This is a genomic window from Leeuwenhoekiella sp. W20_SRS_FM14 (assembly GCF_052119605.1).
Taxonomy (GTDB): Bacteria; Bacteroidota; Bacteroidia; order Flavobacteriales; family Flavobacteriaceae; genus Leeuwenhoekiella.
The window spans coordinates 39,006-56,459 of record NZ_JBGQOK010000002.1 but is presented as its reverse complement, the minus strand read 5'-3'; the positions used below and the strand labels follow the sequence as shown (position 1 = coordinate 56,459).

16 protein-coding genes are annotated in these 17,454 nt (G+C 39.0%); 11 read left to right on the top strand and 5 right to left on the bottom strand.

The window, feature by feature from the left end; translation table 11 throughout:
- Window positions 1–33 precede the first annotated feature (33 nt).
- From ACEN25_RS03920 to ACEN25_RS03905, 4 genes are all read right to left on the bottom strand, one after another.
- Entirely contained in the window at window positions 34–1,428 is a 1,395-nt protein-coding gene (locus tag ACEN25_RS03920; RefSeq protein WP_441801759.1) for a nucleotide sugar dehydrogenase, read from the bottom strand.
- A 46-nt stretch (window positions 1,429–1,474) separates the two neighbouring features.
- A complete protein-coding gene (locus ACEN25_RS03915; RefSeq protein ID WP_441801758.1) occupies window positions 1,475–2,815 on the bottom strand; it encodes a capsule assembly Wzi family protein in 1,341 nt (446 codons plus the stop codon).
- 218 nt (window positions 2,816–3,033) lie between these two features.
- Entirely contained in the window at window positions 3,034–3,513 is a 480-nt protein-coding gene (locus tag ACEN25_RS03910) for a UpxY family transcription antiterminator (protein ID WP_441801757.1), read from the bottom strand.
- A gap of 253 nt (window positions 3,514–3,766) precedes the next feature.
- Window positions 3,767–4,084 carry a rhodanese-like domain-containing protein gene (locus tag ACEN25_RS03905; RefSeq protein WP_441801756.1) on the bottom strand — a complete coding sequence of 106 codons (318 nt, stop codon included), beginning with the start codon at window positions 4,082–4,084 and terminating at the stop codon, window positions 3,767–3,769.
- A 487-nt stretch (window positions 4,085–4,571) separates the two neighbouring features.
- Here ACEN25_RS03905 and ACEN25_RS03900 point away from each other — a divergent pair, with 487 nt between their 5' ends.
- From ACEN25_RS03900 to trpA, 10 genes are all read left to right on the top strand, one after another.
- Complete coding sequence (locus ACEN25_RS03900) at window positions 4,572–5,030, top strand: MarR family winged helix-turn-helix transcriptional regulator (RefSeq protein WP_441801755.1); 459 nt, start codon at window positions 4,572–4,574, stop codon at window positions 5,028–5,030.
- Window positions 5,023–5,655, top strand: a complete 633-nt coding sequence (locus tag ACEN25_RS03895; RefSeq protein WP_441801754.1) for an NAD(P)H-dependent oxidoreductase — start codon at window positions 5,023–5,025, stop codon at window positions 5,653–5,655. The genes ACEN25_RS03900 and ACEN25_RS03895 overlap by 8 nt, the downstream gene beginning before the upstream one ends.
- A 20-nt stretch (window positions 5,656–5,675) precedes the next feature.
- Entirely contained in the window at window positions 5,676–6,242 is a 567-nt protein-coding gene (locus ACEN25_RS03890) for a YceI family protein (RefSeq protein WP_441801753.1), read from the top strand.
- Window positions 6,243–6,448: 206 nt separating this feature from the next.
- The gene (locus tag ACEN25_RS03885) at window positions 6,449–7,846 is read left to right on the top strand and encodes an anthranilate synthase component I family protein (RefSeq protein WP_441801752.1); all 1,398 of its coding nucleotides are present in this window, start codon (window positions 6,449–6,451) and stop codon (window positions 7,844–7,846) included.
- 42 nt (window positions 7,847–7,888) lie between these two features.
- Window positions 7,889–8,470, top strand: a complete 582-nt coding sequence (locus ACEN25_RS03880; protein ID WP_441801751.1) for an anthranilate synthase component II — start codon at window positions 7,889–7,891, stop codon at window positions 8,468–8,470.
- Between the two features lie 80 nt (window positions 8,471–8,550).
- Window positions 8,551–9,543: an anthranilate phosphoribosyltransferase gene (gene trpD, locus ACEN25_RS03875; protein WP_441801750.1), complete on the top strand. Its 993-nt coding sequence runs from the start codon at window positions 8,551–8,553 to the stop codon at window positions 9,541–9,543.
- 3 nt (window positions 9,544–9,546) lie between these two features.
- Window positions 9,547–10,329 (top strand): indole-3-glycerol phosphate synthase TrpC, encoded by a 783-nt coding sequence (gene trpC, locus ACEN25_RS03870; protein ID WP_441801749.1) that lies wholly within the window; start codon window positions 9,547–9,549, stop codon window positions 10,327–10,329.
- A gap of 162 nt (window positions 10,330–10,491) precedes the next feature.
- On the top strand, window positions 10,492–11,142 hold the full coding sequence (locus ACEN25_RS03865; RefSeq protein ID WP_441801748.1) for a phosphoribosylanthranilate isomerase: 651 nt from the start codon (window positions 10,492–10,494) through the stop codon (window positions 11,140–11,142).
- A 67-nt stretch (window positions 11,143–11,209) separates the two neighbouring features.
- Window positions 11,210–12,394, top strand: coding sequence for a tryptophan synthase subunit beta (trpB, locus tag ACEN25_RS03860; protein WP_441801747.1), 1,185 nt, complete (start codon window positions 11,210–11,212; stop codon window positions 12,392–12,394).
- Between the two features lie 192 nt (window positions 12,395–12,586).
- Window positions 12,587–13,351: a tryptophan synthase subunit alpha gene (gene trpA / locus ACEN25_RS03855; protein WP_441801746.1), complete on the top strand. Its 765-nt coding sequence runs from the start codon at window positions 12,587–12,589 to the stop codon at window positions 13,349–13,351.
- Window positions 13,352–14,250: 899 nt separating this feature from the next.
- On the opposite strand, the gene ACEN25_RS03850 is transcribed toward trpA, so the two are convergent.
- Complete coding sequence (locus tag ACEN25_RS03850) at window positions 14,251–15,792, bottom strand: SulP family inorganic anion transporter (protein ID WP_441801745.1); 1,542 nt, start codon at window positions 15,790–15,792, stop codon at window positions 14,251–14,253.
- 389 nt (window positions 15,793–16,181) lie between these two features.
- Here ACEN25_RS03850 and ACEN25_RS03845 point away from each other — a divergent pair, with 389 nt between their 5' ends.
- Window positions 16,182–17,453 (top strand): PQQ-dependent sugar dehydrogenase, encoded by a 1,272-nt coding sequence (locus ACEN25_RS03845; RefSeq protein ID WP_441801744.1) that lies wholly within the window; start codon window positions 16,182–16,184, stop codon window positions 17,451–17,453.
- The last annotated feature ends 1 nt before the right edge of the window (window position 17,454 follow it).

The following is a 17,454-nucleotide window of genomic DNA, read 5'->3' as shown; positions in this document are numbered from 1 at the left end:
TTCATATTAACTGATTCTTGACTTTTATTGAAACTAACTCCCTATAGCATAAAATTCAAATCCTAATGCTTCCAGTTCGTGACGGTCTAACAATCTGCGCCCGTCAAATAAAAATGCCGGCTTAAGCATATTGTGATACACTTGTTTCCAGTCTAAATTTTTAAAAGCATCCCACTCGGTCATAATGGCAACAGCATGGGCTCCCTGGGTTGCTTCCATGGCACTATTCACTACGGTAATGTTTGCGCGGTTCTCTTCGGCGCTGCGGGTGTTTAAATAATCTAAATCGGCTAAGATTTGCTCTTTGCTTACTTTAGGATCATACACTACTACTTCGGCACGCTCATTTAGCAAATAATCTGCTACATAAATAGCTGCCGACTCCCGCGTATCATTCGTGTCTTTTTTAAACGCCCAGCCTAACATGGCTATCTTTTTACCTGAAACGGTATTGTATAGCGTTTTAACCATCTTAGCAGCAAAGCGACGCTTCTGGTGATCGTTCATAATAATAACCTGCTCCCAATAATCGGCAACTTCAGTAAGGCCTAATGATTTTGATATATAGACTAAATTCAAAATATCTTTTTGAAAGCACGAACCCCCAAATCCTACAGAAGCCTGTAAAAATTTAGGCCCTATTCGGCTGTCCATCCCGATGGCTTTAGCAACTTCTTTTATATCTGCACCTGTTTGCTCACACAATTCCGATAAGGCGTTGATACTGGAAACACGCTGTGCTAAAAAGGCGTTTGCGGTAAGCTTAGAAAGTTCAGAAGACCAAACATTGGTAGTTAAAATTTGATCTTTAGGAACCCAGTGGGCATATACTTCCACTAAGGCATCAATCGCTTCCCTACCGGCTTCGGTATCGAGATCGCCTCCTATCAACACGCGATCGGGAGACTGCAAATCGGTCACCGCAGTTCCTTCCGCTAAAAATTCAGGATTGGAGAGAATTTGAAAATTCACCCCATTCCCGGTGTTGTCTAAAATACTCTTCAAGGCTTCTGCAGTACGTACAGGCAGTGTTGATTTCTCCACTACAATTTTATCGGTGGTAGCAACCCGCGCGATTTGTCGTGCACACAACTCGATAAACTTTAAATCAGCCGCCATCCCTTTGCCAATTCCGTAGGTTTTGGTTGGCGTATTTACCGAGATAAATATCATATCAGCTTCATCAATGGCTTTATCAACTTCCGTAGAAAAAAACAAATTACGCCCTCTGGCTTCTGCTACGACTTCAGCAAGTCCCGGCTCATAAATAGGAATATTGTCTACATCTTCATCATTCCAGGCAGCGATACGTTTCTCGTTGATATCTACCACGGTTACTTTGATACCGGGTGCTTTTTGAGCAATGATTGCCATAGTAGGACCACCCACATATCCCGCACCAATACAACAGATATTTTTAATTTTCATGAGAATCAATAATTTATTTTATCATTTCCGTAATTACGGAACTATATTACATTTTAAAAGAATAGCTATAACCTAAACTTACACCTAGCGTATTCTGAGCTCGATCGCTCCAATCAAGACCAGCAGATCCTGATAAAATACCTAATGAGGTCGCAAACTCTAATTCTGCATAACTATAAAGAGCATGCTCCCGGGGTATATAGGCTTTATCATACGTACCCAGATTAGTGGCATAACTTAATTTACCTGTATAACGAAAATTTCCTAGACTACCGGTTGCACCAAGATGCGTTACATAACTGCGATCATTACTATTCCCAATTCCATCTGGATTACCTAGAATAAAGGGCCATCCAATAATACGATTCTCATACCTCCAGCCGGTACGATAGGTACCATTAGTAAAATAGCGATCTCCTTCTTTTCCAAAAATACCGGTTACAGGTCTTCCACTTTGAGATACAGTTTGCACGTATTCTAATACAACAGCATCTAACCATGATACATTTTTAGGTTCTATATAAGCACCCCAAACGCCATCGGGGAAATTATTTAATTCAATCCCGGAAGCATCTTCAAATAAATTTTGATGATACAACCTTAAATTATAGCTATCGCGTTTCATAGCATAAGCTAATTCATAAGAGCCCAGCCCATTTCCTAAACTATTTATTTGATCCCCTTCTATAGCACTACCACCTCCGGAACTACCAAAAAACACCTTGAGATAATCGGAAAAGGAATCAGGTTGCTGCCCATATCGAGGCGAAGTCCCTCCAAACTGCACATAATGCTTCATGCTACCAGATAAGCGATCATTCTCACTAAACACCAACGCCAACTCGAGACTTTTATGATGAACCTGAGCCTTTTTTACATATCGGTCTTCTTCTAAAAAATAATGTCCGAAAGTCCCTTTTGCCTCTAACCATTTAAAAATTTTAATCGGCTCAGTCATTTCTATGTATATACCTGGCAATGCTCGTGCATTGTTACTCCAAATAATATCACCACCTACACTTGAAATTCCACGTAGTTTTTCATCTCTATGCTTAACTCCTACACTGGCTTCTATAATTTTCCAACGATAAGTCGCGTATAACTCATCTATTTTAACACCATCATACAAACCATCATTAGCAAGAATACCACCCCCTATTTTAAGTTCACTATTTTCATTAAACTGATTTTCATAGGTTGCCTGTATTAAACCTAATACATTTGTTTTTGAATCTAATCGCCCCTTCTGATTCGAATAAAACCAAAACGGGTTATCTGATCCGGTAGAAGCCAAAGCTTTCCCTTCAATCGAAAAATTAAAACCATCTTGTGCAAAGCCGTAGTTTACAGCTACAAGAAGAAAAAATAATTTGATAAATTTTTTCATTTATTTTTATAATTCAATTGAATCAATCGTACACTACTAAACATGGCTTCGCCGTTGTGAGTCCCAATACAGACTCCCTTTAATAAACTAATAAACTATTTTTCTAAGCTTTATGCGTAAACTCAAGCTCCGCAATTTCACACTTTTTTAAGAGAACAAAAAGGGTATGAGCATCTAAATTAATGCTCACCAAGAGGGGTCCGTTTTAAAATCCCCTATTATTCATCTAAAACATCTTTAAACTTCGCCTCTACGATCATCCCCAAACACTTTAAGTACAGGCGCATTTTTTTACCGTTAACCGCTATAATTTCTGCGTCCCGCCCTTTCAACACGCCTTTAGTGAGTTGAATTGTAGCACCGGGCACATAATTCTCAAGCGCTATGCTATCTAAATTATCGTGGTCTAACCAATTCTTAATGACCTCAATCTCTTCATCTCTAACAACTGCCGGCTTCCCCAACCAAAATAAATAACGCACCACTCCGGCCACAGCAAAAACCGCATTGCGTTCTGAGGCGGGTAAATTGACAAATATATAGGATTTAAACAGGGGGGTTTCTACCTTCTTTTTTCGGTCACTCCAGACTTTCAATTCGGTGATAGTTGGGCAAAAAACTTCGATACCCAAATTTTGAAGCGCCGATGCTACTTTCTTCTCTGACTTTGATTTTACATACAGTACGTACCAACTCATGTAGCTGAGGCTCGATTTTAGCTCTCTATTAAGAACTATTTAAGATTAATTAAGGCGCGAAAATAACCAAAACCAAACGTTAAACAAGGATAATTTAGCATTAAATTACGGCTTTCTCAAAATAGCATCACCTACAAAACGCTACGCAAACGTTGTTAGTATAACATAAAATCGCTTTTAAATTATAGGAATTGTAAGTGATTAAAAAAGAGCCCGTAAGGCTCTTTTAAATGTTCTTATGAAAGTAAAATGCTTACTCCTGATACGTTACTTCACCATCCCACTCCATAAAACCTCCTAAAAGATTATAGGTGTTTTCAAAACCCAATTGATCCATCAATTGAGCGGCCTGCCCACTGCGGTTACCAGAACGGCAATAGATGTAATAGTTTTTAGACTTGTCAAGTTCATTAACCTTATCGATAAAACCCTGACCTTCATAAATATCTATATTATGAGAGTTAGGGAGTATCCCCTCGTCCACCTCATTTTGAGTGCGTACGTCTAAAATATAGGCGTTATCATCATTTGATAACAACTGCTCCCATTCTTCCTGTGTTACATTTTTCATCGTAATTAAACTTTAGATCATTAGATAGTCAAAAATAAGAAATGTTCTTTTTAAAGAATACAAACAGACCTTATACTTTTATAGAACAGCTTATTGGTTTAGTACTTGTGGTTTGAATGGGTTTCCCGACTAGCAGTAAATCCAATGCATCGGCTACAAACTTCGTGGTCACGGTTGCTGGATCCCGAACACGATCATCTAGCGCACCAATATAATTTTCAACTAAATCTCAAAGAACCCTGTTTACAGCTTCGTGTTTAAAAGCTAAAAACCGCTACCGGGTTTACTTAAAGTTCAAAAAAGAATAGACGAGGTATCAACCCGTGTTTTAAATTATACAAAACTTTAGTAAGGGACGTACAGCAATGATAAGGACGTACAAAATGGATACCCCTTCTAAAAGATAAAAATGCGTTAAAATTAAATTTTCAGGAATTCAAATAGAATTTATGCTTACATTTGTACCTACAACAATTGTACATACATAATGAGAATTGAAGAAGATTTAAAAATCACCAGTAATACAGATTTAGCCTCAAAAACGCTTATCAATCTGCATTACACTTCACGGTTAATTGAAGAAAAATTTAACGCACTACTTAAGGAACACGACCTAAGTAATCCTCAATTTAATGTGTTACGCATCTTAAGAGGTCAAAAAGGCAATCCCGCCAGCCTGGCTTGCATTCAGGAACGCATGATAGACCGAAACAGCAACACAACACGACTGGTAGATAAGCTTATTGTTAAGAACCTGGTTAAAAGACAAACCTGCCCTGAGAATCGTAGAAAAGTGGAAATTGAAATCACCCCAGATGGATTAGAGCTTTTAAAGGAACTGGATCCGGTTACGAAAAATTTCAACACCCACACGCTTGATAATTTCAACCCTGAAGAATTAGAAACTTTAAATAACCTTTTAAATAAATTAAAAATAGATGAGTAAGTATATCGATGATTTAAACTGGCGCTATGCCACCAAAAAATTTGACGCTTCCAAAAAAGTAAGCGCTGAAGATTTAGAAATTTTAAAAGAAGCTGTTCAACTTTCTGCATCATCTTACGGTTTGCAGCCGTATAAAATTCTTGTGGTTCAAGACGAAAACGTAAAGGCACAATTTAAAGAAGCTGGTTACAATCAGTCTCAATTTACAGATGCCTCTGAAATTTTTGTGTTTGCACATCAAACAGATTTTGGTCCTGAACTTGTTGACAGCTATATCGCACACGCAGAGCGCATACAAGGTTTAGAAACCGGCAGCATGGAAGATTATGCCAACATGATGAAAGGGAGCCTGCTACCACTTCCACAAGAAGCAAAAGCGGGCTGGACCGCACGTCAAACTTATATTGCCATAGGCAACTTACTTAGCGCTGCCGCTATACACAAAATTGACGCCTGCCCTATGGAAGGATTTGATGCTTCAAAATTTGATGAAATCTTAGATCTTAAAAAAGATAATTTACATGCTATAGCTGTGGTGGCTGTGGGCTACCGTAGCGAAGACGATAAATACCAACACGGTAAAAAAGTTAGACGTCCGCAAGACGAACTATTCACAACTATTTAAATTTTATATTAAAACACACTATGAAAACTACAATTAAATCAATTCTTATTCTTGCTGTTGGCGTTGCTGCAGTCTCATTCACTTCAGAAATCGTTGAAAAAGTAAGCGTTAAAAGCAGCTCTATTTCCTGGGAAGGCAAAAAAGTAACCGGTAAGCACGAAGGTACCATTCAGTTAAAAGACGGCTTTTTTCAAATGGAAGGCGATGCAATAACCGGTGGTGAATTTGTAATTGACATGTCGAGCATCAACGTAACAGATTTAGAAGGAGACAGCAAAGGTCAATTAGAAGGGCACCTAAAGAGTGATGACTTTTTTGGCGTAGAAAAATTTCCTTCAGCTAAATTAGTAATTACTAAGGCAGTAAAAAAAGGAAATACCTATGCGGTAACAGGAGATTTAACGATTAAAGATACCACAGCGCCGGTTACGTTTGATTTAGTAAAAGCGGGTAACACGTTAAGTACCTTATTAACTATAGACCGTACTAAATATGGTGTGCGTTATGGCTCAGGCAGTTTCTTCGATAACCTGGGAGATAAAGCGATTTATGATGATTTTACATTAGATATAAAATTAACACTGTAATTTTTTAAAAGTAATTCTATAATTTGTTTGCTAGCTGAGTATTCTATTTTTATCTTTGATGCTCATTATGAAAAACAAAACAGTAAATACCTGGTGGTGGATCTCGCAACAGTAACGTCGTGAAGCAACCTTGTATTTAATTTTCAAATAAAAAAAGGCCTGTCTCACGACAGGCCTTTTTTGTTAGTAGCATAGTATTCTAAAAAATGAAGTACACGTTAAAGACTTTTAGTAAAAAAATACTCGCAGACACCATTACTCCGGTATCGGTGTATCTAAGATTGCGGGATAAATTTCCCAATAGTTTATTGCTGGAGAGTAGTGATTACCGCGCAAACGATAATACGTTTAGCTATATCTGTTGCAAACCTATTGCGTCGATTAGCATTCAGAATGAACGGGTCAAAGAAGTTTTTCCTGACGGGACAGTAACTGAAACAGAAATCATGTCTGAAACCGATGTGGTAGGCATCATCGAAGCTTTTGCTAAGAAATTTGAAACGGAAACTAACGACCGCAAATTTATTCAGAATGGGCTTTTTGGCTATATGAGTTATGATGCGGTGCGCTATTTTGAAAATGTGCAGGTAACTAAAAAAGAAGGTGCTTTAGAGGTTCCTGATATTTACTATGCGGTGTATCAAAACATAATTGCCATAAATCATTTCAATAATGAAGCGCATATTTTTTCGCACACCTATTCTGAAGAGAATAATCTGGACGAAATCGCTCAATTACTTAAAATAAAGAGTTTTGCAGAATATAGTTTTAAACTTGAGGGCGAGCGTAAATCGCTATCTACAGATGAAGAGTTTAAAGACCTGGTAAGTACGTGTAAAAAACATTGTCAACGCGGTGATGTTTTTCAGATTGTACCGTCAAAACGGTTTTCACAGGCCTTTAGTGGTGACGAATTTAATGTATACCGAAGCTTACGCAGCGTTAACCCTTCGCCGTACTTGTTCTATTTTGATTACGGCAATTTTAAAATATTTGGCAGTTCACCTGAAGCCCAACTTATTGTACAGGATGGCAAGGCAGAAATTCATCCCATCGCAGGTACGTTTAAACGCACCGGTAATGATGAGCAGGATGCCGCTTTAGCCAAAAAACTATCTGAAGATGCAAAAGAAAATAGTGAACACGTAATGCTCGTAGATCTGGCCCGTAACGATCTAAGCCGTAATGGCAGCAATGTACAGGTAGAGACCTATCGCGAAGTTCAATTTTTCTCGCACGTGATTCACCTGGTTAGTAAAGTAACCGGCACTAAACATCCCGAAACTTCTACAATGCGTGTGGTTGCAGATACCTTTCCGGCAGGTACTTTAAGTGGTGCTCCTAAACACAATGCGATGAAGCTGCTTGAAAAATACGAGACGGTAAACCGCGACTTTTACGGTGGCGCTATAGGTTTTATGGATTTCAACGGAAACTTTAATCACGCAATCATCATACGTTCGTTCTTAAGTAAAAATCACCAATTACACTATCAGGCTGGTGCCGGTGTCGTAAGTGACAGTGTTCCTGAAAAAGAATTGGAAGAAGTCTACAACAAGTTGGGGGCCCTTACTAAGGCACTCAAACTTGCTGAAGAAATTTAAACCTTAAGAGAAAAGATTAATTAGTATCAATACATAAAAATAATGGCGAAGCCAATACACGTTTTAGTCATCGATAATTACGACAGTTTTGTTTACAATCTGGTGCATTATTTAGAAGATTTAGACTGCACAGTTACTGTTAAACGCAACGACCAACTTACTCTGGAAGAGGTTGCGCACTACGATAAAATACTGCTTTCACCCGGTCCCGGTATTCCTGATGAAGCCGGACTTTTAAAAGCAATTATTAAGGAATATGCTGCTAGCAAAAGTATGCTGGGTGTGTGCCTGGGGCAACAGGCTATAGGTGAAGTTTTTGGCGGAAGCCTTATAAATTTGGATCAGGTTTTTCATGGGGTAGCCACTTCAGCAAAGCAACTGGTTGCAGATGAACCGCTTTTTAAAGATATCCCTGAAAATTTTGAGATAGGCAGATACCACTCCTGGGTGGTGGCTCCTGAAGGTTTTCCGGAAGAGTTAGAGATCACTTCTGTAGATGTAAATGGGCAGATTATGTCGCTGCGTCATAGAACTTTTGATGTGCGTGGGGTACAATTTCATCCGGAGTCTGTATTGACTCCCGAAGGTAAAAAAATGATTAAAAATTGGGTAACAGCCCCCTAACTCCCAAAGAGGAAACAGGGGTTTCTTTTTCCTAAAATTAAATATTAATCCTCCCCATTTAGGGGAGCTAGAAGAGGATAATGAAAACTATTTTAAACAGACTTATAAATCACGATCAGTTAAGTAAGGAGGAGGCGCGTGAGGTTCTGGTAAATATATCTGAAGGAAAATACAATACGAGTCAGATTGCGGCATTTATAACCGTTTATATGATGCGTAGTATTACCGTAGCAGAGCTTGCCGGCTTTAGGGATGCCCTTTTAGATTTGTGTATCGCAGTACCTTTTGAAGGCTACAATGCAATTGATTTATGTGGTACGGGTGGCGATGGTAAAGATACCTTTAATATTTCTACACTTGCTTCATTTGTTGCGGCAGGTGCAGGGATTAATGTGACCAAACACGGTAATTACGGAGTTTCCTCAGTAAGCGGAAGCAGCAATGTGATGGAACATCTGGGCATTAAATTTAGTAGTGATAAAGACTTTTTAAAACGCTGTCTTGACGAGGCGGGTATTTGTGTATTGCACGCTCCCCTATTTCACCCCGCGATGAAAAACGTAGGACCCATCCGTCGTGAACTGGGTGTTAAAACCTTTTTCAATATGTTGGGCCCTATGGTAAATCCTGCTTTTCCAGACAATCAACTGGTAGGCGTTTTCAATCTGGAATTGGCCAGAATGTACGGTTACTTATACCAGCAAACCACTAAGAATTTTACGATTCTGCACAGTATAGACGGCTACGATGAAATTTCACTTACGGGCAATACAAAAGCGATACGCAACTCAAGCGAACGTATGCTTAGTGCTGAAGATTTTGGAGTAAAACAAATCACGCAACAAGAAATCTACGGAGGTGATAGTATTGAATCTTCGGCAGCTATTTTTAAGAAAGTCATAAGCGGGAAAGGCACCGAAGCACAGAATAATGTAGTGTCTGCAAATGCAGGAATGGCCATTGCTACCGTAAGAAATCTCGAACCAAAAATAGGTTTTGAGCTGGCAAAAGAATCGCTTTTAAGCGGAAAAGGTTTAGAAAAACTGAATAAACTAATTGAATTGAGCAGATAGCAAATGAATATTCTAGATAAAATAATTGCAGACAAGTACAGGGAAGTAGCCTTGAGAAAGGGATTAATTCCGGTAAAACAATTAGAACAATCGGTATTGTTTGAGCGTAAAAGCCCATCGCTTGCAGCTGCTTTAAAAGCTAGTAACACCGGTATTATTGCCGAACACAAAAGACGTTCTCCCAGTAAAGCAACTATCAATAACAGTTTAAATGTACAGGATGTCGCGATGGGTTATGAGCAGGCAGGTGTATGTGGGATGAGTGTTTTAACAGACGGAAAATATTTTGGCGGTTCGCTTGATGATTTAGTAATCGCACGAGCTGCAAGTGCGTTTCCGCTTTTGAGAAAAGAATTTATCGTTGATGAATATCAGATTTTAGAAGCCAAAGCCTATGGTGCAGATGTGATTCTGTTAATTGCTGCAGTGCTTTCGCAAAGCGAAATTAAATCGCTTTCTGAATTTGCAAAGTCCTTAGACCTTGATGTGCTGTTAGAAGTACACAATCTGGAAGAGTTGCAAAAATCAATTATGCCCTCTCTTGATATGCTGGGCGTTAATAACCGAAATCTTAAAACTTTTGATGTAAGTCTGGACATCAGTAAAACTCTTTCTACTGAAATTCCTGATGACTTTGTAAAAGTTTCTGAAAGTGGAATTAGCAGCATCGAAGCAATACAAGAGTTGAAACCCTATGGATATAAAGGTTTTTTAATAGGAGAAAACTTTATGAAAACCGATAATCCCGGCCGTAGCGCGGAGGCTTTTATCAAAGAACTCAAATAAAAGGTTTCCCATCTTTTCAAGGATGGGAAGTTTCAGCTATGCTGAAAGAGAGCTGGTTAATCTCCCTTCTAGAAGAATTATAAAATGAAAAATAGAAACGCACCTAAATCTAAAACAGCTACTTGTACGAAGCCTGCCGCGCTGCGGCTTAAAGTCTGCGGAATGAAGCACAACACCGCAGAAGTTGCAGCACTTGCTCCAGACTATTTGGGTTTTATTTTTTATGATAAAAGTCCGCGGAATTATGAGTTGAATGAGATTCCAGAACTGCCTTCTGAAATAAAAAAAGTGGGCGTATTCGTAAATGCAGAATTAGATTTTATTTTGGAAAAAATACAGCAATTTGGTTTTGAGGTTATTCAGCTTCACGGCTCTGAATCTCCTGAGTATTGTGCGGAACTAAAAACCCGTCATGCTGAACTTGTTTCAGCATCACATCCTAATTTAGGAATGACTGTGCAAAATGCAGTCGAGGTATGGAAAGTTTTCAGTATTAAAGATACGTTTGACTTTTCAATTTTAGAAGATTATGAGGCCGTAGTTGACAAGTTTCTATTTGATACTAAAGGCAAAGAAAAAGGTGGAAACGGCTATACCTTTGATTGGAAAGTTTTAAAAAGCTACCTGTCACAAAAACTATTTATTTTAAGTGGCGGTATTGGCTTAGCAGAGATCAGCTCGGTAAAAGAGTTCCTTCAATTAAATCTTCCGCTGTATGCGATAGATGTAAACAGCAAGTTTGAACTAGAACCGGGATTAAAAAATATTGAAGAGTTAAAGAACTTAGTTTCAGCTTTAAAAAAGAATAATTAAACAATAAACGACTCCGCCTTGATATATCCTAAACGATAATTGAAAGGCGTAATAAAAGAACAGAGCTATGAATTACAACGTAAACGAAAAAGGCTATTACGGTGATTTTGGAGGGGCATACATCCCGGAAATGCTGTATCCTAATGTAGAAGAGTTGCGCCAGAATTACATAAAAGTGATGCAGGAGCCAGATTTTCAAAAAGAGTTTAACGAGCTGCTGAAAGAATATGTAGGCCGCCCTACCCCACTTTATTTTGCAAAGCGTTTTTCAGAAAAATACGGTACAAAAATCTATTTAAAGCGTGAAGATTTATGCCATACGGGTGCCCATAAAGTTAACAATACGATTGGGCAGATTCTAATGGCAAAGCGCTTAGGCAAAACCCGTATTATAGCAGAAACCGGTGCCGGGCAACACGGGGTGGCAACAGCTACTGTATGTGCGTTAATGGGTTTTGAATGTATTGTATATATGGGTGCTGTTGACATTAAAAGGCAAGCTCCTAACGTTGCCCGAATGAAAATGCTGGGCGCCAAAGTGGTATCGGCAGAATCGGGTAGTAAAACGCTTAAAGATGCTACGAATGAGGCCATACGCGACTGGATTAATAATCCTACAGATACCCATTATATTATAGGTAGTGTGGTGGGCCCGCATCCCTACCCTGATATGGTGGCGCGTTTTCAAAGTGTGATTTCTGCTGAAGTAAAAAAACAGTTATTAGAAAAAGAAGGTCGCGAAAACCCGAACTATGTGGTGGCTTGCGTAGGTGGCGGTAGTAATGCTGCCGGTATTTATTACCATTATTTAGACAATCCTGAAGTAGGAATTATTGCTGTAGAAGCTGCCGGAAAAGGTATTCATAGTGGGGAAAGCGCTGCAACTTCAGCATTAGGTAAAGAAGGCATCATTCACGGAAGCAAAACCTTATTGATGCAAACTGCAGACGGCCAGATTACAGAGCCGTACTCTATTTCTGCCGGACTCGATTATCCCGGAGTTGGCCCTATGCACGCAAATTTATTTAGAAGTGGAAGAGGAGAATTTATAAGCGTTACCGATGCAGATGCGATGGAAGCCGGTTTAGAACTGAGTAAACTAGAAGGTATTATCCCGGCAATTGAAACCTCGCACGCTCTCGCAATTTTTAACGATCGCAAATTTAAAAAAGATGATGTGATTGTCATTAATTTGAGTGGTCGTGGTGATAAAGACCTCAACACCTATATCGAATATTTTGATTTAGCATAAGGGCGTTTCCCTCCTCTCAGGAGCTGGGTCGGGCTTTTGGCAGTCGCTTTTTTTATGTGGTAAAAAAGCACATAAAAAAGAGCTCCAACAAAGCCTCAATCCCTAACGCTAGTCCTAAAACATAAAGATTTCTAACAAAGCTTAACCTGAGCGAAAGTTGAAGTTTAGAAATGACTTAAAAAAATACAAACCATGAACAGAATAAACAAACGCCTACAGGAAGACAAAGAGCTGCTATCGATATATTTTACTGCGGGTTACCCTAAATTAGAAGATACCGTGCCTGTGATTGAAGAACTGGTAAAAGCCGGTGTAGATATGATTGAGATCGGACTTCCGTTTAGCGACCCTTTAGCAGACGGTCCTACCATACAGGAAAGTTCTACAGCTGCCTTGAAAAACGGAATGACCACCGCAAAACTATTTGACCAAATTAAAGACATAAGAAAAACCGTAGATATTCCGCTTATCGTAATGGGCTATTTTAACCCGATGTTGCAATACGGAGTTGAGAAGTTTTGTAAAGAGTGTGCAGCCATAGGCATTGACGGTCTTATTATGCCAGATCTTCCGCTCGCGGAATACCAGGAGCACTACCAGAGTATCTTCGAGAAATACGATCTTAAAATGGTATTTTTAATTACTCCTCAAACCACAGACGAGCGTATAAAGCAAATTGATGCTGCAAGTGATAGCTTTATATATATGGTAAGTAGCGCAAGTACAACCGGAAAAACGTCTGGGTTTGGCAGTGTACAAATCGATTATTTTGAGCGTATCGCTGGGCTTTCACTAAACAACCCACAAATTGTAGGTTTTGGGATTAAAGATGAAGAAACCTTTAAAGCAGCTACAAAATCAGCAAAAGGAGCGATTATAGGCTCGGCATTTATTACCGACTTAACTAAAAATGGAATTTCGGGAATATCTAAGTTCATCAGAACCATTAGAACTTAAGTCGATTGTATATTACACTAAATGCTTTGCTGTCTTGATATTAACCTTGTTTTAGGATGTTGTTACCACTAATTAACAACGTCGCTTTGTAACTTTAAATAACTAAAAAACAAGATGTATTATGGACAAGAAATTTGATAGTAAAGTAGACCAGAAAAACCCAACGAATCCAACGGGAGACAGAAACGTAAATACAAACAAAGTGGACTTTGATAAGAAAACCATCAAAGACCAGCAGAATAAGAAGTAATTAAAACTTCTACATATAAAAGCCGATCTAATCTATTAGATCGGCTTTTTTTGTTTTAAGGTATAGCAGCCTAAATCCCGCAGGGCACGTGAGAACGCAGCCGAGGAATTGCAGCGTATAGCCCGACCCGAAGGGACACGCCCAAAGAATTATAAAAAAATGACGAGAATATTTGCGTGAGGGATAGCAGCCTAAATCCCGCAGGTACGTGAGAACGCAGCCGAGGAATTACAGCGCATAGCCCATCCCAAAGGGGACACGAAAAAAAAAATAATTAAAAGAATGACCTAGATATTTGTGTGAGGGATAGCAGCCTAAATCCCGCAGGCAAGTGATAACGCAGCCGAGGAATTGCAGCGTATAGCCCGACCCGAAGGGACACGCCCAAAAACTTACAAAAAGAATGACCAGGATATTTGCGTGAGGGATAGCAGCCTAAATCCCGCAGGTACGTGAGAACGCACCCGAGGAACTGCAGCGTATAGCCCGACCTGAAGGGACACGCTAAAAAATAATAAAAGAATGACCAGGATATTTGCGTGAGGGATAGCAGCGTAAATCCCGCAGGCCACGTGATAACGCAGCCGAGGAATTGCAGCGCATAGCCCGACCCGAAGGGACACGCCCAAAGAATCGTGAACCTAATAAACTAGCTCTTTTTATCTTCTACAAGTCTATAAGTTGGATCCTCCATAATATTAACATCTATTATCGCTTCCGCATTTTTTAATAGACGAATACAATCGTTACTTAAATATCTTAAATGCACCTTCTTTCCTACTTTATGATAGCGCTGAGTAATTACATTTAGAGCTTCAATTGCAGACATATCAGAAACACGACTTTCTTTAAAGTCGATAATTACCACTTCCGGGTCATTTGCAACATCAAACTTTTCAATAAAATTAGTGGTTGACGCAAAAAACAAGGGACCAAATATTTCATAATGCTTAATCCCATCTTCGTCAACAAATTTTCTGGCTCGAATGCGTTTTGCGCTTTCCCATGCAAAAAACAAAGCCGAAAGAATCACCCCTACTAAAACAGCTAATGCCAGGTTGTGTAGCACTACCGTAATAACTGCAACGATAATAACAAGAAAAATATCTTTTTTAGGCACTTTATTAAAAATCTTTAAGCTCACCCACTCAAAGGTTCCTATTGCGACCATAATCATAACCCCTACTAATGCAGCCATAGGTACCTGCTCAATAATAGGAGCTCCAAATAAAACTATTAATAAGATTGTAAGAGCCGCAATAATACCAGACAGGCGTGCTCTTGAACCAGCAGATAAATTCACTAAAGTTTGTGCAATCATTGGGCAACTCCCCATCCCAAAGAAAAAGCCGTTTAGCATGTTTGCACCTCCCTGAGCGATACACTCTCTGTTACCGTTACCTTTAGTTTCGGTAATTTCATCAACAAGGTTTAAGGTTAATAAACCTTCCGTTAGTCCTACAGCAGCCATTATTAGTGAATAGGGTGCTATTATTTTTAAAGTCTCATAACTTATAGGAATGTTAGGAATATGAAACGGAGGAAAACCACCGCTTATTGAAGCAATATCTTTTACGGTCTTTGTGTCTATTCCTAAGAAATAAACCAATACAAAAACTACTATAATCGCTACTAAAGAAGAAGGCACGGCTTTAGTCAATTTTGGTAAAAGCACAACAATAGCTATAGTAAGAGCTACCAAACCGGCCATAATCAATAACGGGGCACCTGTAAGCCACTCATACTCGCCGCCCACTAATACTTTAAATTGCTTTATCTGTGACATAAAAATTACAATCGCAAGACCGTTTACAAAGCCAAACATTACCGGGTGCGGTACCAGTCGTATAAACTTACCCAGTTTAAAAAGACCGATTAAAATTTGAATGACACCGGCAAGCGCTACAGCAGCTAATACATACTCGAGCCCATTAGAATTCATTAATGCAATAAGTGTAATAACGGTTGCTCCCGCTCCACCTGAAATCATTCCTGGTCTCCCTCCAAAAATTGCAGTAACCAAACCGGCAATAAAAGAAGCATAGAGTCCCATTAAAGGAGGAAAACCCGCAAGTATTGCAAAAGATAGGGATTCAGGAATCATCGTCATTGCAACAGTCAGACCTGCTAATACTTCGGTTTTATAATTTACTTTTTGAGTAAGATCAAATAAGTTAAATACTTTTTTCATAATAATATTGGTAAACTGCAGGGATACTGGCTGATTAAGAAATAGGATTGGATCTCAAATTTTTTATACCATTCAATATTATTAGAATCGTATAAGAATTGAGTGTTAGACATTGATTTAAAGGCTGTAAATCAAGGCGGAGTAACTGCGATAAAATGAATGGTGATTTTCATAATAAGTTCGCAAAATTAATCTTTTTAATTAAAAGCACAAGACACCTGCAATTCAATAGGTTAAATTATTAAAATACAATACTTTATACTTTCAATAAGTTGCTTTTAATTAAACTCAAACGATATATAGTTTGGAGACCCGTTAAATTTTTATTAATCCGTTGTTATAACGGATTAAGGAATTATTTAAACACTATTTTCGTTGAAAATGATTTTATGAAAACATATCTATACGCAGCAGTAGGTCTCCTGCTACTTTCAGCTTGCAAAAATGAAAAAACGGTACCGGATGCAGAAAAAGAAGAAATCGCAGATACGGGTATTACTACCGTTCAAACTGCAGTAGGTCCTTTAGACCTTGTCGCTCCTTTTTCTTCAGAATCTGTATCTAAAAACAGTAAGGTTATAGGTTGGCCAGAAGGTAAAACCCCGGTAGCGCCAGAAGGTTTTACCGTTACACGTTTCGCCGATTCTTTAAAACACCCACGATGGACGTACATCGCACCGAATAAAGATATTTTTGTTGCTGAAGCAAATACCCGTGACAGTGCAAATCAAATTACGCTGTTGAGAGATACAGATCAGGATGGCGAAGTAGATAAGCGTTTTGTTTTTAAAGAGGGCTTAAACCAAAACTTTGGGATGCTGGTTGTAAACAACTATTTCTACATTGCAAATACAGATGGTTTATACCGTTTCCCATACAAAGAAGGTCAAACCAAACTAGAAGGTGAAGGCGAAAAAATTGTTGAACTTTCTGCAAGTGGTTATAACAATCACTGGACGCGTAACATTATTACAAACGCTGCTCAAGATAAAATTTACATCTCTGTAGGTTCTGCTAGTAATGTGGGAGATCAGGGTATGGAAAAAGAAGAGCGTCGCGCTAATATTCTTGAGGTAAATCTAGATGGAAGTGGCGAAATCGTATATGCTTCGGGACTAAGAAATCCGGTAGGAATGGACTGGAATCCGGTAACTGGTGATTTATGGACTGCAGTAAATGAGCGTGACGAATTAGGAAACAATCTGGTGCCAGATTACGCAACAAGCGTTCAAAAAGGCGGTTGGTATGGCTGGCCATATAGCTACTATGGTCAAATTAAAGATCCGCGCTGGGCAGACGACCCGCATCAAGATTTAGTAGATAAAGCGATTATGCCCGATGTACCTTTAGGACCCCATACCGCTTCTTTAGGATTTACCTTTTACACCGCAGATGCATTTCCTGCTAAATATAAAAACGGAGCTTTTGTAGGTCAGCATGGGTCCTGGAACCGCGATCCTTTTTCAGGCTATAAAGTTGTTTTTATTCCTTTTAAAAATGGAAAACCGCAGCCTGCAGAAGATTTCTTAACCGGTTTTATACCAGATGCAAATGGTGACGAAGTATATGGCCGCCCGGTAGCAACTACGGTTACTCCAGATGGTTCACTACTTGTTAATGATGATGATAGTGGTATTATCTGGAAGATTTTTGCAAAATAAA